The sequence below is a fragment of the Parvularcula sp. LCG005 genome, assembly GCF_032930845.1.
In the GTDB taxonomy this organism is placed as follows: domain Bacteria; phylum Pseudomonadota; class Alphaproteobacteria; order Caulobacterales; family Parvularculaceae; genus Parvularcula.
On sequence record NZ_CP136758.1, the window covers coordinates 2,606,549 to 2,632,222 of the forward strand.

Annotated in this window: 20 protein-coding genes and 1 riboswitch; of the genes, 15 read left to right on the forward strand and 5 right to left on the reverse strand. The window is 57.5% G+C overall.

All coding sequences use genetic code 11. The annotated features are described in order from the left end of the window. Positions 1–65 precede the first annotated feature (65 nt). A riboswitch (cobalamin riboswitch) is annotated at positions 66–256 on the forward strand. 127 nt (positions 257–383) lie between these two features. The 4 genes from RUI03_RS12460 to RUI03_RS12475 are packed head-to-tail and all read left to right on the forward strand — an operon-like array spanning position 384 to position 4,885. Next, a complete protein-coding gene (locus tag RUI03_RS12460; RefSeq protein WP_317287796.1) occupies positions 384–2,276 on the forward strand; it encodes a TonB-dependent receptor plug domain-containing protein in 1,893 nt (630 codons plus the stop codon). Next, complete coding sequence (locus RUI03_RS12465; RefSeq protein ID WP_317287797.1) at positions 2,273–3,109, forward strand: ABC transporter substrate-binding protein; 837 nt, start codon at positions 2,273–2,275, stop codon at positions 3,107–3,109. The genes RUI03_RS12460 and RUI03_RS12465 overlap by 4 nt, the downstream gene beginning before the upstream one ends. Continuing rightward, complete coding sequence (locus RUI03_RS12470; RefSeq protein WP_317287798.1) at positions 3,106–4,095, forward strand: iron ABC transporter permease; 990 nt, start codon at positions 3,106–3,108, stop codon at positions 4,093–4,095. The genes RUI03_RS12465 and RUI03_RS12470 overlap by 4 nt, the downstream gene beginning before the upstream one ends. After that, a complete protein-coding gene (locus RUI03_RS12475; RefSeq protein ID WP_317287799.1) occupies positions 4,085–4,885 on the forward strand; it encodes an ABC transporter ATP-binding protein in 801 nt (266 codons plus the stop codon). The genes RUI03_RS12470 and RUI03_RS12475 overlap by 11 nt, the downstream gene beginning before the upstream one ends. Here RUI03_RS12475 and RUI03_RS12480 read toward each other — a convergent pair. Then, on the reverse strand, positions 4,854–6,113 hold the full coding sequence (locus RUI03_RS12480) for an O-antigen ligase family protein (RefSeq protein ID WP_317287800.1): 1,260 nt from the start codon (positions 6,111–6,113) through the stop codon (positions 4,854–4,856). The genes RUI03_RS12475 and RUI03_RS12480 overlap by 32 nt on opposite strands. 153 nt (positions 6,114–6,266) lie before the next feature. Here RUI03_RS12480 and RUI03_RS12485 point away from each other — a divergent pair, with 153 nt between their 5' ends. Next, positions 6,267–6,953: a sugar transferase gene (locus RUI03_RS12485; RefSeq protein ID WP_317287801.1), complete on the forward strand. Its 687-nt coding sequence runs from the start codon at positions 6,267–6,269 to the stop codon at positions 6,951–6,953. Between the two features lie 67 nt (positions 6,954–7,020). Then, on the forward strand, positions 7,021–8,616 hold the full coding sequence (murJ, locus tag RUI03_RS12490; protein WP_317287802.1) for a murein biosynthesis integral membrane protein MurJ: 1,596 nt from the start codon (positions 7,021–7,023) through the stop codon (positions 8,614–8,616). Here murJ and RUI03_RS12495 read toward each other — a convergent pair. Continuing rightward, a complete protein-coding gene (locus RUI03_RS12495) occupies positions 8,613–10,334 on the reverse strand; it encodes a class I adenylate-forming enzyme family protein (protein WP_317287803.1) in 1,722 nt (573 codons plus the stop codon). The genes murJ and RUI03_RS12495 overlap by 4 nt on opposite strands. A 246-nt stretch (positions 10,335–10,580) precedes the next feature. Between RUI03_RS12495 and RUI03_RS12500 the strand changes: the two genes are divergently transcribed. From RUI03_RS12500 to RUI03_RS12510, 3 genes are all read left to right on the forward strand, one after another. Beyond that, positions 10,581–11,375: an inositol monophosphatase family protein gene (locus RUI03_RS12500; RefSeq protein WP_317287804.1), complete on the forward strand. Its 795-nt coding sequence runs from the start codon at positions 10,581–10,583 to the stop codon at positions 11,373–11,375. A gap of 74 nt (positions 11,376–11,449) precedes the next feature. Next, positions 11,450–12,883, forward strand: coding sequence for an aldehyde dehydrogenase family protein (locus RUI03_RS12505; protein ID WP_317287805.1), 1,434 nt, complete (start codon positions 11,450–11,452; stop codon positions 12,881–12,883). 1 nt (position 12,884) lies between these two features. Continuing rightward, positions 12,885–13,523 (forward strand): alpha-ketoglutarate-dependent dioxygenase AlkB, encoded by a 639-nt coding sequence (locus RUI03_RS12510; protein WP_317287806.1) that lies wholly within the window; start codon positions 12,885–12,887, stop codon positions 13,521–13,523. Between the two features lie 37 nt (positions 13,524–13,560). Here RUI03_RS12510 and RUI03_RS12515 read toward each other — a convergent pair whose 3' ends face one another. The 3 genes from RUI03_RS12515 to RUI03_RS12525 all read right to left on the reverse strand — a co-directional run bounded on the left by RUI03_RS12515 (position 13,561) and on the right by RUI03_RS12525 (position 17,406). Then, a complete protein-coding gene (locus tag RUI03_RS12515; protein WP_317287807.1) occupies positions 13,561–15,903 on the reverse strand; it encodes a hypothetical protein in 2,343 nt (780 codons plus the stop codon). 45 nt (positions 15,904–15,948) lie between these two features. Beyond that, a complete protein-coding gene (locus RUI03_RS12520) occupies positions 15,949–16,440 on the reverse strand; it encodes a PKD domain-containing protein (RefSeq protein ID WP_317287808.1) in 492 nt (163 codons plus the stop codon). A 285-nt stretch (positions 16,441–16,725) separates the two neighbouring features. Then, positions 16,726–17,406, reverse strand: coding sequence for a GIN domain-containing protein (locus tag RUI03_RS12525; protein WP_317287809.1), 681 nt, complete (start codon positions 17,404–17,406; stop codon positions 16,726–16,728). 920 nt (positions 17,407–18,326) lie between these two features. Here RUI03_RS12525 and RUI03_RS12530 point away from each other — a divergent pair. From RUI03_RS12530 to RUI03_RS12555, 6 genes are all read left to right on the forward strand, one after another. Continuing rightward, positions 18,327–18,665 (forward strand): helix-turn-helix transcriptional regulator, encoded by a 339-nt coding sequence (locus RUI03_RS12530; protein ID WP_317287810.1) that lies wholly within the window; start codon positions 18,327–18,329, stop codon positions 18,663–18,665. After that, positions 18,655–19,962, forward strand: coding sequence for a HipA domain-containing protein (locus RUI03_RS12535; RefSeq protein WP_317287811.1), 1,308 nt, complete (start codon positions 18,655–18,657; stop codon positions 19,960–19,962). Before RUI03_RS12530 ends, RUI03_RS12535 begins: the two co-directional genes overlap by 11 nt. Positions 19,963–19,977: 15 nt before the next feature. After that, entirely contained in the window at positions 19,978–22,248 is a 2,271-nt protein-coding gene (locus RUI03_RS12540) for a restriction endonuclease (RefSeq protein WP_317287812.1), read from the forward strand. A 258-nt stretch (positions 22,249–22,506) separates the two neighbouring features. Further along, positions 22,507–22,914: a plasmid mobilization protein gene (locus RUI03_RS12545; RefSeq protein WP_317287813.1), complete on the forward strand. Its 408-nt coding sequence runs from the start codon at positions 22,507–22,509 to the stop codon at positions 22,912–22,914. 4 nt (positions 22,915–22,918) lie between these two features. Beyond that, the gene (locus RUI03_RS12550; RefSeq protein ID WP_317287814.1) at positions 22,919–24,292 is read left to right on the forward strand and encodes a relaxase/mobilization nuclease domain-containing protein; all 1,374 of its coding nucleotides are present in this window, start codon (positions 22,919–22,921) and stop codon (positions 24,290–24,292) included. A 276-nt stretch (positions 24,293–24,568) separates the two neighbouring features. After that, positions 24,569–25,672 carry an ATP-binding protein gene (locus RUI03_RS12555; RefSeq protein WP_317287815.1) on the forward strand — a complete coding sequence of 368 codons (1,104 nt, stop codon included), beginning with the start codon at positions 24,569–24,571 and terminating at the stop codon, positions 25,670–25,672. The last annotated feature ends 2 nt before the right edge of the window (positions 25,673–25,674 follow it).

Sequence of the window (25,674 nt, forward strand, 5' to 3'; positions counted from 1 at the left end):
CCGAATGATTAACGTCAGGCTGGTGCGCAGACCTTTTCCTTGATTGACTTTCACGGCCTGAACGCAGAAGAGCCGCGACAGATGGTCCGCCCGAAAGGGCGGTGAATAGGGAACCCGGTGCGAATCCGGGGCTGTACCCGCAACTGTCAGCGGCGAGCCGAGGGGTCCCGCGTGCCACTGGGCCAAGACCCGGGAAGGCCACCCCGATGCGACGACCCGCAGAGTCAGGAGACCTGCCATCGCGTCGCGTGTTCCGGGGCCGGGAATAGCCTTTGGGAGCAGACCGGTTTCCTCCGTGAAGCGACATTTCACCCCTTTCTGCCTCGGCAGAAAATGATCTGTTGCCCGGCGTCGCATGGCGCCCGTTCACGAAAGACAATCGGATGTTCCAATCCAGACTGACTATTTTGACTACCACCTCACTCGCCACCCTGCTCGCGGCGCCCGCCATGGCGCTGGCCAGCGAGCCGGACCGCTCGGACGAAATTTACGTCTCTGGCCTAAGGCCCGTTGCGCCGTCACAAACAACCGCTGCAGTCACTGTTCTTGATGCCGATGATCTGGCCATTCGGGGCTCGACCTATCTGGCCGACACGTTAAGGGCCGTGCCCGGCGTAGCGGTCTCCCGATCGGGTGCCGTTGGCGGTCTTACCCAGCTGCGCATCCGCGGGGCAGAGGCGAACCACACCCTCCTGCTGATTGACGGCATCGACGTGTCCGACCCGATCAACGGCGAGAGTGATTTTGGCCTTTTCAGCAGCCTTTCCCCTGCTGCGATTGAAGTGCTGCGCGGTGAGCAGTCGGGTCTTTACGGCTCGGACGCCATCGGCGGTGTCATCAATATCCGCACCGGCAGTCACGAAGGCGGCTACGGACAGGTCGAACTGGGGACAGGCGACAGTCTTCGGGTCGAAGGCGGAAAGACATTCGGCAGTGAACAACACGCGGCCACCGCCTCTTTCATCAGCACGCAGACCGCTGGTGTCGATACGGCTGGTGAGGACGGGGAGAAGGACGGCAGCCGCAGTCGGACCGGCATGTTGACAGGTCGTGCAGATCTTCGTGGCGGAGCGACAGTGCGTACCCTTATCCGCTATAGCAACGCCATGGCAGAAACGGATTCAGACTCCGACTTTGATGGACTGCTCAACAACACCGAAGATCGTACGCTGAGTGATCAATGGACGGCCGGGGCCAACTTGAGCATACAGAAAGGCGCGGTTGATCATCTCATCTCGGTCAGCTGGAACCGGGTGGAGCGGTCCTATGAAGCGGGCGGCATCACGACCAATGATGCTGTCGGCGAACGGACGAGTTTAAGCTACAGCCCGTCCGTCCAATTCACGACCGCTCCCTTTGACGTGGTGCGCCTGACGGGCCTCGTCGATGCGGAACGCGAAGATTATCGCGCGCGCGACAGCGCCTATGATGGCCTGACCAACCAAGACCAGCGTTTTGATCGGCTTGGCGTTGGGGCCGAACTCCTCGCCACGCGCGGTATTATCGATGTGCACGCCAGCCTGCGCCATGATCGGAATGATGGGCAGTTTGACGATACCACTACAGGCCGCGCCGGGATCGGCATTGACCTCGGTCCCATTGGTCGGGCCCGTGCCAGTGTGGGGACGGGTGTGAAAAATCCAACCTTCACGGAGCTTTTCGGCTATTATCCAGGCAGCTTTGTGGGCAATGAAAATCTCGTCCCTGAGCAGTCGACGGGGTGGGAAGCCGGCTGGGACAAGATTACCGAACGCTGGAGCCTGTCTGCAACCGTGTTCAAAGCGCATCTCAAGAACGAGATATTCACGCGCTACGATTCCAGCTTCAACGCGACGCCGGATAATCGAGCCGGCGACAGCGAGCGCAGCGGCATTGAACTTGCCGCCCAATGGTCACCGGTGCCAACATTGTCCATTAGCGGCCAATGGACGACCACGTCTTCGCAATCATACGATGACACCGACGAAATTCGTGTGCCTGATGAGACCGCCAGCCTGTCTTTGGGATATGCCCCCGAGGCGCTGGGACGAACGCGCCTTGGCGTTGCCTTAGACTATGTGGGGGAACAGGACGATTTTGATTTCGGCAGTTTTCCGTCACGACGGGTCACGCTGGACAGCTACATCCTGACCAGCGCGACCCTCGATGTTCCGGTCGCAGAGCGTATTGCAATCTCGATCAGAGCCGAAAACTTGTTCGACGAAGAGGTGATGGACGTCTACGGATATCATAATGCGGGTGCCCGCCTGTTCGCGGGGGTGAAACTGACGCCATGATCCCGCGGACAGCCCTCCTTGCGCTGTTTGCGTTGGTCGGATGCAATGCGTCGCCCGTCAAAACCGACGGGCAACCGCGCGTTGTCAGTCTCGACTATTGTGCCGACCAATATGTGCTGGGGCTTGTCGAACGAGATTACATCGCCGCGCTATCGCGGGATTCTCAGGCGGACTACGCCTATCTGCGCGCCGAGGCTGTCGGCCTTGCACAGACCAGTGGTCGGGCGGAGGCGGTACTCGCCCTCCGTCCGACGGTCATCGTACGAACCTATGGCGGCGGCCCCGATGCCGGCGCCCTCTACGCTCGCCTCGGCATACCCGTCGTGCAAATTGGCTATGCCGGTCGGCTAGAGGATATTGCCAGTGTCGTTCAGGCCGCAGCGGGGGATTTTGATGGGGCGATGGGGGACGAGACGGCCAGCAACCGCGCTGCCATTCTGATCGATCAGATGAGGAATAATCTGGACCGTGTACCCGCTTCATCGGATCGCCGGTCGCTCCTCTACATGACTCAGGGCGGTGTGACGGCAGGCCCTGGCACGATGATCGACGACATCATCACCAAAGCCGGTTACTCCAACTTCGAGACACGGCCGGGCTGGTCGCCACTGCCGTTGGAGCGGTTGGCCTATAAACAGCCCGATCAGATTGCGACGGCATTTTTCGACGGGGCCTATACGGTCCTGTCGCCATGGACGGCCAGCCGTCATCCCGTTGCGCGCCGGCAATTGGCCAATCAGGACGCCGTTGCCATCGACAGTGCGTTGACGTCATGTAGTGCGTGGTACACCGCCGAAGCCGTGACCGTGCTGGCAGAAAGGCGAAGCCAATGACAGATCGCCGCCTACTGATCGTTCTGGCCGCCCTTGGTCTCGCGACCATCGTCGCCAGCCTCGGACTGGGAGAGACGGGCATGGGCCTGAGGCGTCTGCTGCTGGCACTGGTCGGACAGGGCCCGGCTGGTGACCGAATTGTGGTCTGGGACATCCGTCTTCCTCGCGCCCTTGCCGCGTTTCTGTCCGGCGCAGCCCTGGGCGCCAGCGGCGCGGCGCTACAGGGTCTCCTCCGCAACCCCCTGGCTGAGCCCGGTGTTCTTGGTGTGTCTGCCGTGTCGACGCTGGCCGCGACCCTGACGCTCTATTATGGCTTGGCATCATCCTTTGCACCGATACTACCCCTTGCCGCTGTCAGCGGTGCAATGGTGGCCACCGCGATTCTATTGTTCTGCGCGCGAAAAGTCCGTTCGATAGTAACCCTCATCCTGATAGGCGTGGGCATCACCAGCTTCGCCGGGGCCGTCATGGCCCTCCTCCTGAATTTCGCGCCCAATCCGTACACGCTGTCTGATATGATCAACTGGACCCTCGGATCGGTCAGCAATCGGGGCCTGAACGATATTGCCCTGGCAGGCCCCTTTATCGCCCTCGGCATTGCGATCCTCGTAGCGACCCGGCGTGATCTGACGGCGCTCACTTTGGGAGAGGAGGTCGCCCGGACCATCGGGCTTGATCTTGGCCGGGCCCGGCTAAGGATTGTGCTGGGAGCAGGCCTTGCCACAGGCGGCTCCATCGCGCTGGCGGGCACGATCGGATTTGTCGGCATCATCGCCCCCCACCTTGTCCGTTGCCATGTGGGGCACGACCCGGGCCGAACGGTCCAGCCATCGGCCCTGCTTGCGGGCCTGCTCGTCGTCGCAGCAGATGTCGGTGTACGTCTGATCCCCACATCCGGAGAGCTGAAGCTGGGTGTGGTTGCGGCCCTGATCGGCGCGCCCCTGTTTATCTGGATTGCCGCCAGACGCGGAGTGAATGATGAGTGAACTGCGCGCAGAAGCCGCCTCATCGACACCAGATGGCGGCCCTCAGTTTCGGGATATCGATTTCGTTGCCCGGCCCGGTGAGTTCGTCGCCATTCTGGGGCCAAACGGTGCCGGCAAGACAACGTTCCTGCAAGCGCTGGCGGGCCTGCGACCGCTCACGTCAGGTCAAATAACGGTGTCGAAGCGTCCCCTGGACAGCTTTGACGCAATAGAACGTGCCCGAACCATCAGCTATCTGCCACAAAGCAGACCGATAAGCTGGCCCCTGACCGTGCAGGATATTGTCGGGTTGGGCCGGTATGCCTTTGGCGGTTCAATCGGCAGGCCGTCAGAACGATGCCGCGCCGCGATAGAGCACGCCCTTGAACAGGTCGGCATGCAGAGTTTTCGTGATCGGCGCGCCGACACTCTCTCAGGGGGCGAACTGGCGCGTGTACATCTGGCCCGCGCGCTGGCGGCCGAAGCGCCGATCCTGCTGGCCGATGAACCGATCCTGTCCCTCGACCCCGCACAGCAATTTCGAATTCTTGAAGCGTTGAAGAGGGTTGCGATGTCAAGACGTGCCGTCGTGGCGGTCCTGCATGATATTCAGCTGGCCGCCCGTTTTGCCAGCCACGTCGTCATTCTGCGAGACGGCAGGCTTTTGGCATCCGGCACGCCCGATGAGACATTGACCCCGCAGGTCATCGGCCGAGCCTTTGATCTGGTCGCAAGCGGGACAGGTCGTGAGCTGATAATCGAAGGGCCGGCTGAGACCTTCAGCGCGCGGTCCGGCGACGGTCGCGCTTGACGGTTCGCCCCTGTGCCACGCCTGTGCCGAGCCCCATGAGGCTGCTGACCCACCAGAGGATGGCCGGAATTTCCAGCGCATAGTCCACGAGGCCATGGACCAGAACGAGAGCAAGGATGACGACCGACGCCCGCAGCAGGCTGCGCAATTGTCGGCTACGACGCAGCCCCTTAATGAGCGAGACGAAGATCGTGACGATGACGGCGCCTCCGGGAATCGTGCCGACAATGCCGGTCTGCACCAGCCATTGCAGCGGCAGATTATGGGCTGCCCCCTGAAACACCAGCACATGGGCGGTGTCGACGGTGATGTGCGGCGCGAGCGCTTCGGTAAATCGCCCCAGTCCGTGTCCGAACAACGGCGCGTCCAGAAAGGCGGCGAAAGTGGCGCGCCACAGAATCCAGCGCCCGACATCATCGCCGCCAAGATCGGTCAGTCGGTCCTGCGCGCCCTGCCCCGATACCGCGCCCAACACGACCATGGCCCCAATGAACAGAAGGACCGGCACGAGTGCACGATCCTGTCGGCCGGACCGTGACCAGATGACCAGCGCAATCATGGCGGCACAGCCCGTCATGATACCGGCGCGGGAGGCGGTCAGGACGAGACAGGTCACGGTGAAGAGAAAGAGCACGATCGGCAGGACTGCGCCCCGGCCGGGCTGCAGCAGGTGACCAACGCGCCAGCGGACCGACCGAACAGTGTTGAGAATCTGGCTCAGGGCGAGAACGGCAGCGACGGCAAACAGGGTCGCCGCCGTATTGGCCGACAGGAACGCGGCCGTCAGCCGCCCTTGGTGGTATGCTTTTGCCTGCCCCCATATGGCATCAGGCGTTGTCACAAAGCTCATGAACGCAAAAATGGCGAGCGCCAGCAGGGCGAGCTGGTGCAGCAAGACCAGTTGCCGGGCCTGATTGGAGGCCAACGCCGCCTGAAACATCACCCAATAAATCGCTCCGGCCCCCGCAAGGGTGGCGAGGTCCGGCCATGCCGCCTCCCATCGCCCCTGCATCACCGACATTACAGCAAGGATGAGCCAGGCGATACTCCCAACGATCAGCGGGAAGGGCACCACCATCTGCCGCTGCGGCAATGATGATACCGCCGCCAGAATCGCCAGCAGACCTGAGAAAACAAGGGAAAGACCTGCCCTGTCTGCGCCATAGGCGAGCGAGGCCGCCAGAATGACCAGAAGCGTCATCGCAGGAAGGAGATAGGGTCTCACCATTCGGCCTTTTACGGTTAACCGGTTTGAAAAAACTAAAGGACATCTGGTGACAGCCGACGCCAGCGTTGCAAGGTATCGATTTCTGCCATCATTTGTCCGCTTTGGCGCGCTTCCTGCGTGGTTTGGGCCGACAATGTGATGGGCGGCGGCAGTATGAACAGGATAGCAGACGGGATCGAGCGGCAATCAGGCATGACCTCCCAACGCACCGATGAATACCCTGCCGGCCTGACCGGCCCGGCCAAGCGCCTGTGCGACCTGCTCATCGCAATTCCCACACTCGGTTTTGTGCTGCCGCTGCTGGTCGTTCTGGCGGTCCTGATCAAGCTGCAGGATGGCGGACCGGTCTTTTACCGGCACACGCGCTGCGGCCTGCACGGTTCGCGGTTCACCCTGTTGAAATTTCGGACCATGGCCCCTGCAGCCGATGACCAGCTCGATTTCATCCTGGCGGCCGATGCGAAGGCCCGGCACGACTGGCTCGCCTATCGCAAACTGCATCATGATCCGCGGGTGACGCGTCTGGGCCGGTTTCTGCGCCGCTCAAGTCTCGATGAACTGCCGCAGCTGCTCAACGTCATCATGGGCGACATGTCTCTGGTCGGTCCTCGCCCCATCGTGGAAGAGGAAGTGGCTCGTTTCGGCACGGACGCCGATGCCTATTTCGCGGCCCGGCCGGGCCTTACCGGCCTTTGGCAGATTTCCGGGCGCAACCATACCGACTACGATACAAGGGTTGCTTTGGATGCCCATTATGTCCGGCACTGGAATTTCTGGCTGGACGTGAAGATCCTGCTGCGCACCGTGCCCTGCGTGCTATTGGCAACGGGGGCGCGATAGGGCGCTTTACGGGATGGTCTCAATCGCGCTCTAAGCGCATTGGTTTCACCGACAGGAATTCCGGTTCATGGCACGTCCCCTCCTCAAATCTATGGCCACCGTTTCCGGCCTGACCATGGTCAGCCGTGTGCTCGGCTTTGCGCGCCAGATGCTGATTGCGGGGATCATCGGGGCGTCCGGCAACCCGGTTGCCGATGCTTTCTGGGCGGCCTTCCGCCTGCCCAACATGTTCCGCCGCCTGTTGGCTGAAGGCGCCTTTCAGGCCGCCTTCGTCCCCCTGTTCCAGCGCCATTCGGTCAAGGGCGACATGGACGGTGCAAAGGCGTTTGCTGAGGATATTCTGGCGTGGATGATCGTTATCCTAACCGGCCTGTCGGCGATTATCATGATCTTCGCGCCTGTCTTTGTCAGCATTCTGACGACAGGGTTCAGGGACGACCCGGAGCGATTTAATCTGACGATCCTCTATACGCGCATCATGTTCCCCTATCTGGCCTGCATGTCGCTGGTCGGCATTTATGGCGGCATGCTGGGCGCGATGCACAAATTCGCAGCGGCTTCAGCGGCGCCGCTTCTCCTGAACATTGCTCTCATTACCGGCGTTCTGGCCTTTGCCGACGCCCCCGCCGAAGTAACGGGCCTTGCTGCAGCCTGGTCGGTGATGATTGGTGGTCTTCTGCAGCTAGGGGCGCTGGTACTGGCCGCCACCCGGTCAAAACTTCTTCTCCGTCTGCGGTTACCGCGCCATAGCGGCGCTGCCAAACGCATGCTGATGCTCGGTACACCCGGCTTTATCGGCGCCGCCGCGCTGCAGGTGAACGGGATTGTCGGCACCAACATCGCCTCGCGTGAGGCGGGGGCTGTGTCCTGGCTGATGAACGCCGACCAGCTCTACCAACTGCCGCTCGCCATCATTGGCATTGCCCTTGGGGTTGTTCTGATGCCCGCCATCGGCCGATCTGTGAAATCGGGGGATGAGACCGGCGCGAAACGCACCCTCAATCGCGGGGTCGAGGTAGCGCTGTTTTTTGCCCTGCCCGCCACCGCCGCGCTGATGACGATCCCCGTTTTTCTGTGCGGCGCGCTTTTCCAGGATATGGCAGGCGACCTGACACGCGCGATTGGCGCAGGGCGATCCGCCTTCAACGACACGGATGTGGCGATGGTCGGCGCGGCCCTAGCCGTCTATGGCATCGGCCTGCCGGCCTTCGTACTGCAGAAAGTGTTCGCCGCAGCATTTTTTGCCCGCGAGGATACCAAATCTCCCATGACGTTCGCGCTGGTCGCCATTGCGATCAACGCGACGATCTCGATCACGCTGTTCCCTACCATGGGCTTTATCGCGGTGCCCATCGGCACGGTGGTCGCGGCCTGGGTCGAGGTGACGGGCCTGAGCTGGCGCCTCTATGCGCGGGGTCACCTTCGCCCCAGCCTGACCGTCCTCAGCCGGATCGTCCGTATGGTTCTGGTTGCTGGGGGCTTGGGATGGCTGTTGCGCATTGCCATGGCCCATCAGGAGATGTTGGCACCGATGGCCTTTGATCAGGACTGGATCCTGCTGTTCGAGCTCGTCGGGGCGGGCGTGCTCCTGTACTTTATCGCAACGATCCTGACCGGCGGGGTCAGCATCGCTGCGCTGAAAGGCAAAGCCGCAAAGGCTTAGGCGTCGGCGGCACTCCAATGCGCCGGGTGCTGCGTCGCAATCATCTTGATCTGGCGCTTGTCGACCTTGCCGGTCGTCCCGCGCGGCAGGGGGACAGGTGACAGCCACAGGCGCTCTGGCACTTTGAACGGTGCCAGCTTGCTGGCCACGTGATCGCGCAGGGCCTGCAGGTCCACGGGACCTTCCTTGCCGTAAACCGCCGCACCGACAATCTCGCCGTAGATTTCGTCGGGAACGGAGAACACGGCAGCCTCGTCGACTGGGCCGAAATCAACGAGGGCGTTCTCGACCTCCAGACAGGAAATGTTCTCGCCACCGCGAATGATGAGGTCTTTGGCCCGATCAAGGATGGTGATGAAGCCTTCCTCGTCCAGCACCCCGATATCACCGGTCCGGAACCAGCCCCCCGGATAGAAAGCCCTTTCCGTGGCAGCCTCATCTTCAAGATAATGATGGAACGTGACCGGGCTTTTCACGCAGATTTCACCTTCGGTGCCGCGCGGCTGCACCTCACCCTTCTCGTTCAGCACCTCAATCTGGTTGATCGGCGGAATCGCGCGACCAGCCGAGCCGGGGTGATTGATGAAATCCCCCATCGTGATGTGGGCGACCAGTGAGTTTGTTTCAGTCAGACCGTAGCCTGAGGAAATCCCAATCTGCGGGAACTTGTCGACCTGCTGCAGCACCTGGGAAGCTGGGCGCTTGGCCCCGCCGGTGATGATATCGGCCAGGTCATCAAGATCGCCCGGCTTGGCAGCCTGCACCAGTTCATGGGCCATGGTCGGCACACCGACGAAATTCGTGATGTCTTCCTTCTTGATCAGGTCGATCGCCTTTTCAGCGTCCCAGCGATACATGAAGACCGTCTTGCGCCCCAGCAGCCATGACAGCATCAGCGTCGAATGCAGTGCAGTCACGTGGAACAGCGGCAGGGCGAGCAGCACTGCAGGGTTTTCAGGCACGAACGGAACGTCCGGACGCCGCCGCTGCGCAAGGGTCAAGAGGAATGACCATGAGAGCACCGCATTAACGCAGGAGCGGTGGGTCAGCAGCGCCCCCTTGGGCTTCCCCGTCGAGCCGGACGTATAGAGCAGGCAGAAATGGGACTCAGGATCGATCTGTACTGACGGTGCGGTCTGTGGCCATTTTTCATCCGCGATGATGTCGTCAAACCGGATATCGCCGCCCGGCACATCTTCGCGCGCCGTTACAAGCGTCAGGCCAAGCTCTTCGCGCCGCGGCTCGAGATAGCCAAAACGTTTGCCGTCGCAGACAACGACCTTGGCCTTGGCCCGACCGATCCCGTCGCGCAGCTCCCCCTCCTGCCACCAGGCATTCAGCGGCACGACTGTCGCGCCAGAGGCGACGATGCCCAGAAACGCCATCGGCCACTCAGGGTAATTCCGCATGGCAATCGCCACCCGGTCCCCCTGGCCGATGCCTTTTTCTTCCTTGAGCCAGTTGGCGAAACGCATGGCCTTGGCCCAGGTCTCGCCGACCGTATAGCGCTCGTCATCATAGACGATGAATTCGCGGTCCTTGTACTGCATCCCCCGCAGGGCGAGGACGTCACGCAGGCTCGCCTGGGACATGGCAAAGACATGAGGATAGTCGACACCGCGAATGGTCATCGGGACCGTCGCAAATGGCCCCCCTTCAGCCATCATGGCGGCGGCCTCGGTCGCAATTTCCTCGTTGGTCAATGGTTCGGGCATCATGGGATAGGGGCTTCCTCGATTATTGTCGTTATGTTTATTCGTTGATCATAACGCCATGTGAGCCCGCAGGCACCCCCCACTACACCGCACCATCCCTTGCTTTTCCGTATCGCTTGGGCCAGTTGCAGCCGCCAGAGCGTGAAACGCCGTCACCATGACCGTCACCCGCTTCGAACTGATGAACCCATGGCGCCATATCGCCGTCCCTGACCGGACGGGATTTTTCGGCGTCGACCGAGGATAAAGATGCCACACCTGACACCCCTTCTGACCGTGATGGTCAATGCCGCCCGCGATGCCGCGAAAGTCCTGCGCCGGGATTTCTATGAGGTCGAAGCGCTGCAGGTCCGCAAGAAAGGCGCTTCTGATTTTGTCAGCCAGGCGGACATGAAGGCCGAAGAAGCGATCTTTCAGTCCCTCCAGAAATCCCGCCCGAAATACGGCCTGATCATGGAAGAGCGCGGCGAAATCGAAGGCTCGGACAATTCCAACCGCTTTATCGTCGACCCGCTGGATGGCACCACCAACTTCTTGCACGGGCTGCCGCAGTTCTGCATTTCCATCGGCCTGGAGCGCGATCGTGAGCCCTATGCCGGAGTGGTCTTCGCCCCCATCACCGATGAGCTGTTCATCGCCGAGAAGGGCTTTGGTGCGTTCTGCAATGACCGCCGTATCCGCGTCTCTGGCCGCAATGATCTGAGCGAGGCACTGGTGGGTACCGGCCTGCCGTTCCAGGGCAAGGGCGGCCGCGACCGTGCCCTGCAGGAGACCGACCGGGTTCTGGGCAAGACCGCCGGGATCCGCCGCTTCGGCTCAGCCGCCTATGACCTCTGCATGACTGCAGCTGGCCGCCTTGATGCCTATTGGGAGCGGGGCCTGAATCCTTGGGACATCACCGCCGGGATCATCATCTGCCGCGAGGCTGGCGGCGAAGTGACCGCCATTGAGCGCAGCAAGGAACGCCCGCATCTGGACGGGCAGGTTCTCGCCTCAAACCATCACCTGCACGAAAAAGTTCGCGAGCTTATTGAGGCCAAGTAAGGCGGCGGGCATCTGAGTGGCCGACCGATAAGAGCGGCCTATGCTCCCGGGTCTAACAGGCGAGACCCGCAATCATGACCAGCCCCCTTAAAGCCCACTATCCCTATTATCTCGGCAACAAGCCCGTCGAGGCCAATCAGGACCTTGAGGTCACCGACAAATATACAGGCGAGGTCGTGACGAGGGTCGCCCTGGCTGACGTAGACGCCATCGACCGGGCCATCGGCATGGCCGCTGACGCAGCGGCCCCCATGGCGGCCCTGAAACCCTATCAGCGGCGGGACGTTCTAGAGCATTGCACCGACCGGTTTCGCGAGCGTGCCGATGAGCTGGCCGAAATTCTCACGATAGAGGCGGGCAAACCGGTCAAGGACAGCCGCGGCGAAGTGACCCGGCTCATCGAGACGTTCCGCATGGCCGCCGGCGAGGCCGAGCGCCTTTATGGTGAAGTCATGCCCCTCGCCGTTGCGGAACGCGCCGCCAATTATCAGGGCCAGTGGAAGCGCGTGCCAATCGGCCCCTGCTCCTTCATCTCCCCGTTCAATTTCCCCCTCAATCTCACGGCCCACAAGATTGCACCGGCGATTGCCGCAGGCTGCCCCTTCGTCCTCAAACCCGCCAGCCTGACCCCCATCGGCGCGCTGATGATCGGCGAGGTTCTGGCCGAATGCGATCTACCAGAAGGCGCGTTCTCGATCCTGCCTGCCCGTCGGGACGGTGCACGGCTTTTCTCCGAGGACGACCGGCTCAAGCTTCTCTCGTTTACAGGCTCCGCCGAGGTCGGCTGGAAGCTGAAAGCCAATGCCGGCAAAAAACCCGTCGTGCTCGAACTGGGCGGCAATGCAGCCGTGGTGTTTGAGGACGGCGATATGGACGATGCCGTCGACCGCATCATGACCGGCGGCTTTTACCAGTCTGGACAGAGCTGCATCAGCGTTCAGCGCGTGCTGATCCGCCAGGACCACTATGACACGATGCGCGACAAACTGGTCAGCGCGGCGAAGGAGCTGACCTCCGGCAACCCCGAAGACGACAATACCTTCATTGGACCGATCATCTCTGACAAGGAAGCGGACCGGATCATGGACTGGATCGAAGAGGGGCGGGACAGGGGTGCGAGCGTCCTGTGTGGCGGCGAACGCACCGGCAACACGATCACCGCGACGGTGCTTGAGAACGTGCCGGTCGATATCGATCTTTACCGGGAGGAAGTATTCGGCCCAGTGATCCTGCTCGAACCGTATGATCAGTTTGACGATGCCATCGCGCGGGTCAATGACAGCCGATATGGGTTGCAGGCTGGCGTCTTCACCCGCGATATCTACAAGGCGCATCAGGCATGGGACGACCTTCATGTGGGCGGCGTCATCATCAATGACGTTCCCTCCTGGCGGGTTGATCACATGCCCTATGGCGGCGTGAAGGATTCCGGACTCGGACGGGAGGGATTGCGGTTTTCGATCGAAGACATGACGGAAATCCGCCTGATGGTCCTTCGCACCCCGTGACATGACAACATCCCCCCTGCCCCAGCCTGAATCGGTCGGCGACGGCGCCATCATTTACCGGCGTGCACTGAACGATCACGACCAGAAATCCCTGTCCGGATGGACGATGGCGGCCTGCAACGCGGCGGGATGGCTCGCCCCTGTGACCCCGGGGGGAAAGCCCTTCTCCGTCCGTCAGATGAATTTTGGTCCGTTGGGCTGGGTATCTGATCGCCGGGGATACAGGTATCAGGCTGACCATCCGGAGACCGGCCAGCCTTGGCCCGCCATGCCTGATACCATTACTGATCTGTGGAACGCCTGTCTGCCGGATGCACCCGAGCCGCAATGCTGCCTCGTCAATCATTATACGGATTCAGCGCGAATGGGCTTGCATCGTGACGCTGACGAAGAGGATCAGACGGTCCCGCTGATGACCCTGTCGCTCGGTGCCCCGGCGCGCTTTCGCCTGGGCCGGCCGGAGCGTGGCGGCCCCACCCGGTCATTTGTACTGGACAGTGGCGACATCCTGATCATGGGCGGAACGTCACGGCGCGCCTATCACGGCATCGACAAACTGCTCCCGGCCGATGCCCTGTTTTCACCGGATCTGGGCTTTGACGGAAGACTGAGTCTGACCGTACGACGGGTGACCAGTTGACCGGCAGGATTACTCCTGCCGGTTCGTCCTCTTAAGCTCAATCAGCAGCGATACCGAACTGGAGAGCATACCCATCAATCCTGCCGTCGACAGCGACAATGGCGTTCAATGACCGACCATTTTCCGTGAACGCAACATAGCGCCCGCGTGCATTGAGCGCACCAGCAGACGTTGGAACAGTCGATAGCGCAATCGTCCCTGTACGCGCCAATGACGACGAACTGTACAGGAAAATAGAACTTTCAATAGTCTGATAAGCCCCCACATTACCATAAATCTCTTTGCCCGGCATGACGGCCCAGCGATCAAGATCGCGTGAATGCGCAGCTGAAAAGGCAACAACACTGCCTTGCAGCTTACCGATATATGTCATATCCGTACTTGCGTCAGCTGTTGTTCTCAACACTGGACCTCTGGCGTTCAGCAGCGTCGCGCCATCTTGGCTGAGCCACAAATCCGTGCCGAGCGAATATTCGCCGTGATAGCGGCTGTCCCCCAAATTGACAGCATAACCTGTTGAGACGTCAAACTTGTGATCGTCAGCAGGGCTGAGGCCCGTGTCGGCACCGTAAATCCAATTGTTTTGCGGATGCATGGCCAATCGAAGTCCGGCATAAAGACTGCCGCTCCTCGTGACGGCTCCCGACGCCGGATTAACGGAAATCATTTCTTCCCATTGATCCGCACTCGGCGCAACATGCGCTATACCGGCATGGTCGATCACGATGTCACCGAAGACACGATCGCCATCAACAGTGCTGGTATTCTCAATTTCGACCGTCGTGACAACGGATGACCTCGCCACGTCGATAAATGTAACACCGCCGTTATGAGATATCGCCGCTCTTCTGCCGTCCGGCGAGACGCCCACGGCAAATCCAGGAGCAGGAAGCTCAATCTCCTTCAGATTCCCAGCGGCATCGAAAAGCTTGGCCACGGGCCGGTCGCCTGTCAGCACGATGTAAACGTTCTGACTTGCGCTATATTCGGCATCCAGAATATCGCCTTCGATCCGCTGCACACGAACGGGATTTGAGCGCGGCATCACGGTGACCTCAACCCGTCTTGGCTCGCTGTAGCGCAAGCCGTCATAAGCCCGCACCTCGAACTGGTAGGTCCCCGCCAGAGTCGGCACAAAGGAGGGCCGTGCCCCCTGTAGCGACACAGTTCCCGCCCCACTGGGAACCGCTATTGGTGACCAGTCGAAGGTGAGGGACTGATTTTCAGGGTCCTCGCTGGCCGAAGCGTCCAGAACGACTGATGAACCAAGGGCCGACGAATAATAGCGACGGGTGCTGATTTTCGGCGCGGCATTCTCGAACGCCGCCAATCGACGACCCTGAGTCAGGATCGCGTATTGTGCCGTCGGTGCCGACGTATCGACGCCAACCACAAACAAGCCCGGTGTACTGTCGGCAGCAAAGACATATTGGGCGTTCCACTGAATGGCTGTGGTCGCGCTCACGGACGGAAGATCTACAGTACGGAGTCTGTCACCCGTTTCCAGATCATAATTTACAATCATGCCGCGATCAGCTGCGAGCAAAGTCGCGCCAGTCCGGTCCTCAATCGTATACCATTGATGCCCGACAAAGCTGGCATCAGCATGGAGAAAATTGACAGTGTTGGACAGGGACATAGCATATTTCATGTCATTCTGGCGCCACTCAGCACTGCGAAGAACATCACCCGATGGCGATAGGATCGCGCCGCCGCCCGGCGAGAAATACAGATCTTCTCCCAGATCAAAATCCCCGTGATACAGCGAATCATAGGCGTAATACTCGCCCGAACCGTTTAGCGTGAAACGTTGAACATCTCCTGACCATGAGCCGCGGGACGCACCGTAAATTTTGCCGCTTACTGATCGTTTGACAACATAATCACTGTATGAGGTTGAAAATGTTTCATAGGCACCGTTGTCCACGGAGAGAGCGTAGGACTGGTTTCCATCGGTCAAAAAGGCCAGATCATCTTCTGCGAAGACGACTTCCTTCATGTCCGCAGGTATTGGATACTCAGCGACCACCATCATGCTTTCAAGGTCGACAATACTGACATGGCCGTCATGTGCCACAGCAGCACGCCGCCCGTTGGGAGATTGCGATACAGCGGCCGCAGTATAAGACAGCGTGACAGTTTCGATATTCATCCCATCCATCAGCCGACGGAGCGTCTTCCCATCAATAGTGACGAGCGCCTGACTTTCTTCTGAGAAGTCGACATCAACAGGGCGGGCTGCCAGCGGGATGACGTCATATTCGTCGATATCGACACTGACCGGAGCGATCGTATCGGCCTCAAATCCGTCGGAGACCGTAAGCTCAAATTCATAGCGACCTACAGCGTCAAACCGGGCGAGAACCTGTGCGCCCTCCAATACTGACGGGAGCGCTGAAGCCGAAGGCTTTTCAATGACAGTCCACTAATAGGTGAGGCCTTGTTCGTTGACATCGGTCGACGCCGTGGCGTCGAGCAGAAACTCATCGTTCAGCGCAAGGCCAGCTGTCTGAAGGGCCCCACCGGCTTCGGGCGCTTCATTCGTCAGCTCCAGCGTCACCGAATCCGTACTCGTGCCGCCCCGCCCGTCGGACACCGCCAGGTCGATAACATACGTACCGGGCGTCGACGTCAACAGAAGGGCACTGCGTGTATTCCCATCGCGGATTGTTGCGGCCGCACCGGATGGTTGGGTTGAAATGGTCCAGCGATAGGAAAGGCTGTCACCATCGGGGTCAAAACTGCCCGCCGCCGTCAGAGCAACACCCGATGTGCGGAGTGAGGCCGTGCGACCCGGTCCGGCATCTGCCGTTGGGGGCCTGTTCGGCTGGCTCGTTGCGCCACCAGTGCCACCGCCGCCGCCGCAGGCTGTTAATAGCGCCGCGAGCGCACCGAGTGTAAGATATTGATTTGTCACAGTATCACCGCCCAATGAATGTCATCCACAAGTACGGTATCAGTTTATTTTCGAAATTAAAGACAATATTCGCTCGCTACACTTGCGATAGTGAAATGGTCCACCAGCCAAGGTACGCTCCCGGCGATGCCAAAAGGATGGCACACGCAGAGATAGAGACGTCAATCTCTAGGAGCCGCAGCAATGAGATCGACTAGCCACTCGAAGCCGTCACACACCGGCGTCGCAAAACCAACAAGGAAACGCCCTGCGCCACTTCCCCTGCGCGTCACCGATGATGTCCGACTATTCGAATCTGAGCTCGCCGCCCTCTTCGAATTTATGTTCGTAATGTTCCGGCGCGCCGAGAATAGTCAAGTAAGAACCAGCGCCAACAAAGGATTCAAAGAAATTGAGGACGCGCACGCGCACGGATGATTGATTGGACAAGACGAAGTCCGCCTCTTCGCAGGCCAGCTCCGTCGCCTCAATTATTGTCTCATCATGCGCCCTGAAATTGCATACACCGATCCCGCCTTTGAGATAGATATAGGCACGGTTCCGACCGGTGATTTCAATATTGTGGGCGGTGATGGGCTGATAAATAAGCTGCGATCCATTCAGGACTTGCGCTGTCGGACTCTGATCTTCTTCATACCGCACATCTCTGAAGGTCAATCTCGCCCCACCCTGCACCATCACAATGTTCGGACCACGCGGTCCAGTGATCCGAAAATGCGGGGGATTGTCGGTCGAGGCGGGTTCCTTCTGGTCCAGAAGCAGGCGATTTCCAGCATCGCGGATATCCGCAGCCGCGACATCGCCCCCGACCACCTCGACCGTGTAGATCCCTCCGTAATCGTAATCTACGATGACACCTTCACCGACATAGAGGCTTCGAATGTCGGTAACTTCTCGTTGCTGGGCAGAAGCGGATGCAAACGCCAGCAGGAACGCCCCCGACAGGGACAATATACTCTTGGTCATGATGATCCCCCCATGGCATCTGATCCGCAAGCAGATCTTGACGCTCCATTCATTTAACAGGGCGTTCTCAGCGCGATGGCATCCCCTTCCACCGAGAACGCTGTGGAAAAAGCACCCTATTGGTCAAGTCTGTTGAAGACAAGTGACGGGTCGAAAAGCGCAGTGTGTGATATCCAATTTGTCCGCTTGGAGACATTATTTCATTTTGGCCAAATGCTTGCCATCCCGTGTGGCCAGACCATACTTCGCAGAAAGGCCAGCGCCGGATCGAGAGGTGGCCCCGCAAGAGAGATCCTGCGAATATGACGGCTGAGCAAGTCATATCAAATAATGAATGAAAGGAGGAGAAGCGCACCTAGAGGGAGAAACTTCGAACGCGCTTTTAAAAGAATTAGCCGACTGGAACCGTCAACTTCAACATTCAAGCAGTGCTTTCGATGAGCCATCCCTATGAGCGGCTCCTCGACCCCGAACAAGCACGATCCGATCATACCTTTCTTCCACGCCGCCGTCACCAGAGAGCCTCTGCCTGCGAAGTGGAGCCACAGAACCGACCTTTCTGCCTGACCGAGAGGAAGCAGCTGGAAGCTGACGCCAGAAAAAGGCCTCTGGGGGCTTACATCATGGTGCGGGCCTCAAAATCTGGACCGGTTGGGAGGGATTTATAAAGTGCAGGATGAGCCGATTTCTAATGGTGCAGGCAACTTTACAATGGCGAGGCATATTTATGGCATTGCCGACCGCGAGGAAGGTCAAATCACCCTATTTTAGGACAAATATTGGATTATATATGAGCCATATTACTACAATATGTCTCATGGATAAATCATTTCTTGAAAATTTTATTATAACGACCTATAATGACTCATAAATAAGCCATATTATGGTGATATGACTTACCAATAACCCAAAGCGTGACTATGGCCCGTATCGAACAACGCACCTATTCCCGCCAGACCCGTGAAGCGCTCGCGCTGCTTGGCAAGCTGATCCGTACCTCCCGAAAGGAGCGTCGGTTAACTGCCGAAGAACTTTCAGAGCGGGCCGGTATCTCCCGCAGCACGCTGCAGCGCATCGAAAAGGGCCACCCCAAAGTCGAAATCGGGACGGTGTTCGAGTGCGCCGCCATTGTCGGCGTGTCGCTCTTTAACACCGAACCGGGACGGCTGAGCGAGCGCCTTGCGCAAACAGAAGACAAGCTCGCGCTTCTGCCAACGTACACACGTAAACGCACAAAGGCGGCGAAAGATGATTTCTGAGAGCTTCGATGAGGCATATGTGTGGATATGGCTGCCGGGCAAAACCGACCCCGTTGTTGCCGGTCGTCTGTATGGGGATAGTAGCAGCCCGCAATCGCTGGTTTTCAATTACGGTAAATCGTACCTCGCGCGCGAGGAGGCGATTCCGATCTATTTGCCGGAACTGCCTTTGCAACCTGGTGAATTGCCTTTGCCGGATGGCCTTACCATGCCGAGTAGCCTTCGCGATGCAGCTCCCGACGCTTGGGGGCGTCGCGTTATTCTCAATCGCAAATTCGGCGTTAAGGGAACAGCGCTTGAAAATCATTGGATGCCCGAAATCGCCTTTTTATTAGAGTCAGGATCAGACCGGATCGGTGCGCTCGATTTTCAGCGCTCGTCGACGAAATATGTCCCGCGTAGCCCAAAAAGCGCGAGCCTCGAAGAGCTGTTGAGCGCAGCAGAGCTGATTGAAAAAGGGGTGCCGCTAACGCCGGAGCTTGCGCAGGCCATCCAGCATGGTAGCTCTATCGGTGGCGCGCGCCCAAAAGCGCTCATCGAAGATTACGATAAAAAATATGTCGCAAAATTTTCCGCCTCAAACGACACCTACAGCGTTGTGAAAGGCGAATTCATCGCGATGCGGATTGCGGCGCTGGCCGGCTTGAATGTTGCGCCAGTCTCGCTTGAACTAGCTGCAGGAAAGGATGTACTGCTCGTTGAGCGCTTTGATCGCATCCCTATCGATAATCGCTGGCAGCGTAAGGCCATGGTGTCCGCGCTCACCATGCTCGAACTCGATGAAATGATGGCGCGCTACGCGAGCTATCAGGACCTCGCTGAAATCATTCGCCATCGCTTCACCGATCCACAGGCAACGCTGCATGAGCTGTTCGGGCGGCTGGTGTTCAACATCCTGTGTGGCAACACAGATGATCATGCGCGAAATCACGCAGCCTTCTGGAACGGCGAAATGCTCACGCTCACCCCTGCTTACGATATCTGTCCGCAGGGCCGCGCCGGGCAGGAAGCCGGTCAAGCCATGATTATACACGATGATATAAATTTAAGCCGGATTAGTGTCTGTCTAAGTGCAGCGCATAATTTCCTGTTGTCTGAAACTCAGGCGATGGAAACCATAGAAAATCAGATCAGGATCATTGCCAAGCATTGGAATGAAATCTGCGATGAAGCAACATTCTCGGAAGTCGACCGCAATCTGTTCTGGGGGCGGCAGTTCCTAAATCCGTTTGCCTTTGACGGCCTTGAAGGCAAAGCGGCTTCGATCAAAACGCTTGCAGATGAGGCTCGCGGGTAGAAAAGTTGGTTAAATATGCCAAATTATGATTTTCATCAACTTTCGCCGCTGGATTTAGAACGACTTGCACGAGACCTGCTGCAACAAGAATGGTCTGTACGCCTCGAAAGCTTTAAGAGCGGACGCGATAAAGGTATCGATCTCAGATATGCCAGCGGCCCTGAAAAGCTTGTCGTTCAAGTTAAGCACTATTTGCGCACCGGCATTGCTGGCCTTATTCGCGACCTCAAAAAAGAAGATGTGAAGGTCAGAAAACTAAAGCCGTCCAGATATGCAGTTGTAACCTCCGTTCCCCTCTCCCAAGAAGACAAAAATAAAATAATAGCGGCTGTCCCGTCTGCGCCGTTGGAGGTCAGCGATATTTATGGCCAAGAAGATTTGAACAATTTTCTTGGACGCTACCCTGATATAGAAAAAGCACATCCTAAACTTTGGCTCACAAGCCAAGCAATTTTAGAGCGCGTTCTTAACAACGCAGAAGTTACGCGCAGCGAATTTGAAGTTCAGAAAATTCACCAGCAAATCAGACGTTATGCGCAAACCGAAGCGTTGCGGGAAGCGGAAAAGCGATTGGCGGACGAAAGCGTTGTAATGATTGCCGGGCCGCCGGGCATCGGCAAGACCACCCTCGCAAATATGCTGATTTACGAACATCTTTCCCAAGGCTGGCAAGCGATTGTTATAGATCGTGACATCAATGAGGGCGCTAAGCTTTTCAAAAAAGACGTCAATCAGATTTTTTATTTCGACGATTTTGTCGGCGCAACATTGATCGGCGAAGGTATCACCGCGAACGATAAAGCGCTTCTATCGTTTATTGCGATGGTTCGTGTCAATCCAAGTTCTCGCTTGATACTAACCACACGTGAGCATCTATATGAACAGGCAAAAACGCGGTCAGAGCGCCTTCGGCACGCTAACCTTGATGCAGATAGAATTGTTTTGCGGCTGCATGATTATACTATCCGCCAACGCGCACAAATCCTCTACAACCATATCTATTTTAGTGATTTGCCTAAAGAGCATGTGTCGGCCCTACTGGACCATGGCTTCTATCGAAACATCATCCACCATGACAAATTCAATCCGCGTGTCATTGAATGGATGGCTACGCGCCAGAGGATTATCAATGTGCCCGCAGAGGAGTACTGCAACTTTGTGAGTCAGCTTCTCCAAGACCCTATTGAAATCTGGCGCCATGCGTACGAAGAAGAGCTTAGCAAGCACGCCCAGACTTTGTTGTTAATTTTGTGGAGCTCTGAAGGGCGGATCGCCATTCAAATTCTTGAGCGGGCTTTCATGAAGTTTCACGCCAATAGAGTAAAGAAATACGGCTATAGATCTTCACCGCACAATTTTAATCGCGCTCTAAAAGAATTGAGCGGCAGTTTCATCACCCCGCAGGGCAAGGTTGCCGTGGGCGTAATTGACCCGTCCGTACTCGACCTTTTAAGTGCCGTATTGTCCGAAGCGCCGGATAATGCTTCCGACATATTGTTGAGCACCTATTCCTTTTCGCAAATCGCCAGACTGTTGAACTTTGCCCGGCAAGATTCTTCTGGCAGGGTCTTGCAAGCTATAAAGGATAGTGCGAGCGAAGCCGCGCCTCTCATTCATCAATTGATGTGCGCTCCGAGGCGGGTAGATTACCCAAATGGAACATCGACCTGGGCGGAGTCAAGTTATCCAGAGCGTCTTTCCATTATCATAAGTCTTGCTCAACAAACCTGCACTCCTGAGTATGAAAGATTGGTCGAACCTATGGTTGAGGCCGTTTTGTCTGAGCCGCTTGATGAAGGCTCGGACATTAATGGTCTTGTGGACGTTATCGTAAAAATTAAGCCTCGCGACTCCGAACAGCACTTCCCATTACGAGAAAAGTTGCGCGCACGTGTCTTTGAAATTGTAAAGAATGGCTGTTGTTCCGATGAGCTGCATCAGGCCACACGTTTGCTTGAGGAGACGCCTGCTAAAGCTGAAATTCAATCGCTAAAATCCGGCTTCGAGGCATATCGCGCTGACTATTTCTATGATGAACGCACTAACTGCCAAACGAGTGACGATTTTGATGTCCTGATTTCTGATCTCAACAGCATCGGTAAAATTTTGGACATCAACACAGCGTGTATGATTAGGGATGTGGAAGACGAACGTCAAAAATTTGAGGAACAGCAAGAACAATATGCCGACGCGACCTACGACCAATACAAAGAACAATGGCGTGAAGAGCGCCATGAAAACGAAAGCATCGCAGATATGTTTGAAAGTTTGAAATCTGACAATTAATCCACTCCTTATGATTTGAATATCAAACATTCGGGCGAAGGTGCGAAAGCCATGCAGGATTAGAACCGCAAAACTCCTTTAAATCAAGAATTTACAGCTTTCTCCAATTGCAGCCCAAAAAAAATTTAGCGAGACATTTCAATGACTTGAGAAGATGGCGCACAGCGGGCCAGAGATTTCGAATGAATTATTCGAGGTTTTGGCAGACTGGGAAGCTCAGCTCCGCAAGGCTGACATCGACTTCGACGGTCCGAAGCCATGAGCGGCGGGCAAGTAGCCAAATTCAACAAAGCCGCCAAACCGAAGAAAAAACGTCCCGCGCCCATCTCCTTGCGAGTGACGGAAGAAGAGCGAGCCCTTCTCAAGGATCGGGCCGGAAGGCGCTCGGTAAATGCCTATATCCGGCAAAAGGTCTTCGGTGACGCGGCTTCGCCTCGGCGCAGCTATCGCAGGCCTCAAACCGACGATGCGGCCATTTCCCAGGCGCTTGCCGTACTCGGGCAATCGCACCTCGCCTCGAACCTTAATCAGATCGCCAAGGCGGCAAATACTGGCACCCTGCCGGTGACAGCCGATCTGACGTCAGAACTCCAAGCGGCCTGCGCAGATATCCGGCATATGCGGAATGCGCTGATCGCTGCTCTCGGCCTCACGTCCAAGGGGTAGCCCCATGATCCTGGTTGGTAATCAACGCGGCGGGGCCCAAAACCTCGCTCTGCATCTCCTGTCCCCGGAAAACGAGCACGTTTATGTGCATGAGATTTCAGGCTTTGCGTCGGACACGCTGCAGGGTGCTTTCAACGAAGCCTATGCGATCTCTCGCGGCACAAGGTGCCAGCAGTTCCTCTTCTCCCTGTCGCTGAACCCGCCCGAAGATGCCGAGGTCAGCGAGGAAGAGTTTTATAGCGCTATTAGCAAGGTTGAAGAAAAGCTCGGCCTGATAGGCCAGCCGCGCGCCATCGTCTTTCATGAAAAGGAAGGCCGGCGACATTGCCACGCTGTGTGGTCTCGGATCGATTCCCAGGCAATGAAAGCCATTCCGCTTTCCTTCTCGAAGAGCAAAATGCAGGAGGTCTCACGGGAGCTGTATCTGGAGCATGGATGGAAGATGCCACGGGGGCTTGCTCAGCACGGCCAATCCGACCCCCGCAACTTTACACTGGCCGAATGGCAGCAGGCCAGGCGGATGGGTCGCAACGCGCGGGATCTCAAGGACACACTGCAGGATGCTTGGGCCATCTCGGATAGCCGTGCCGGGTTTGAAGCGGCGCTACAGGAACGGGGCTTCAAACTGGCGCGTGGGGATCGGCGAGGATTTGTTGCCGTGCCCTACGACGGAGAAGTGCTCTCGCTGTCACGGTATCTCGGCGTGACAAAAAAGGACATGGAGTCCCGTCTGGGTTCTCCAAAAGAATTGCCCTCTGTCGATGAGACAAAGCGCCAGATGGCGCAGGAAATGACCCCGGTCATGCGCGGCTATCTGCGGCAGGCCGATGAACAGCATCAGCGGCTGATGGAGCCGCACCTCCGCAAAAAGGCTGAGATGACTCATCGGCACCGCAAGGAACGCGTGACGCTCGATCAGAAGCTGAACACGCAGGCGGAATTGGATGCGCGTGTCAGAGCCGCGCGCCTATCAAAAGGCTGGCGCGGCCTCTGGCAGCGGGTGAGCGGGAAGCGAGATAAGATCATCGCGGAGAATTTGCGCGAGGCGGAAGCCGCCAAGCAGCGCGATAGCCAAGAACGCCACGCCCTCATGAAGAACCAGCTTCAGCAACGGCGGATGCTGCAAGAGCCGATCAAATGGGAACGCCAGCGGCACACCAAAGAAAAGACGGAGATTCACCGCGAGTTGGCGCGTTATCGCCAAGAAGGCCGCGATCCGCCGTCCCGCGAACAGGTTCTGAAGCAAGAGGTCCGTTTACAGACGGATGCCTTCACTGAACGCACAGACAGAAAAGCAGAGTTTCGCGCCCGCCGCCGCGAACCCAAGCGGGATGGCCCTTCAAGACATAGGCCGCGTGGTCCGTCCCTTTCTCGTTAGCCAGGGTTGCTCTGTAACCCTCTGCCTTTCTGGCGAAGAATGGGGGTAGCAAGGGCAAGGAGGCTCCGAACGAGGCTCCGCGCCGCATGGCGAGGATACGTTTGGATGCCTTGCCCGCGCGAGGGGCGTACCCCCTAAAGCGAGCATTTTCCCTTCACTGATCAATCGTGCAGCGTTACACCGGCTCGAAATTGGAAGAAAAATTACTTTTATGTTGCATTTTCGTCCACTCCGTGTTCTTCTATAACCCTTATAAATATTCAATTTGGGGATAAAATGGCAGGTGATAAGAATTATAACAAAGAATTTGTCCATCTGGCGCGGATAGCACTCTCCGGTCGCCAGCAAGACGTTCAGCTTTTTTTGCAGCGCATTGCAAAGCGCGCAGCTGATTCAGAGCTTTCGTCGGCGCTGGTCGAACTGCTCAGAAAACAGCCCACTCGCTCATCGCCCCTTCGCCGGACTGCAGAGGCCGCTCTGCCCGTAGACACAGACTCAAGATTTCAACTTTTGCGCATTGAGGAGCATCCCGATCTACCACACGAGCCAGTTTATACTGAGGTTGTAAGTAAAACGCTTGGCCGCATCGTAGATGAGCGAAAACATTTGTCATCTTTGTTGGAGGCCCAACTTGAGCCTACGAAGACTATTTTATTCACAGGTCCGCCCGGGGTCGGAAAAACGTTAGCCGCGCGTTGGATGGCGCGCGAAATGGGACGGCCACTTCTTATTCTTGATCTTTCGGCTGTCATGAGTAGCTACTTGGGGCGAACAGGCGCGAATCTTCGTCATGTTTTGGATTATGCAAAGTCGATTGATTGTATTCTCTTATTGGATGAGCTGGACGCAATTGCGAAAAGACGAGACGACTCTGGTGAAATTGGCGAGTTAAAAAGGTTGGTAACCGTTCTCTTGCAGCAGCTCGACGACTGGCCGTCTTCAGGGGTGCTCGTGGCGGCAACAAACCACGCAGAATTGCTAGATCCGGCCGTTTGGCGGCGCTTTGACGAGATAGTCGAATTTGACCTGCCACATCGCGAAGCTGCAAAAGTATTTATACAAAGCATTATCAAGAACACGTCTTCGAAAATTGATGATTGGGCCGACATCTTGTCCATTGCCCTCGAAGATTGTTCGTATAGCGACATTGAACGTAAAATAAACGGCGTGCGGCGTGCGGCAGCTATTAACGGAAAGAATCTTGACGATCATTTCCCTTCACTTCTGCGCCTCGATGAAAAAACAAAACAAGACAAAATAGATGTCGCTGTACAATTGGTTTCATCGGGCCTTGTTACGCAACGACGGGCACACGAGTTGACTGGGGTGGCGCGGGATACAATCCGAGAACGTTTAAAGGGTATCGAGAATTCAGGATAATA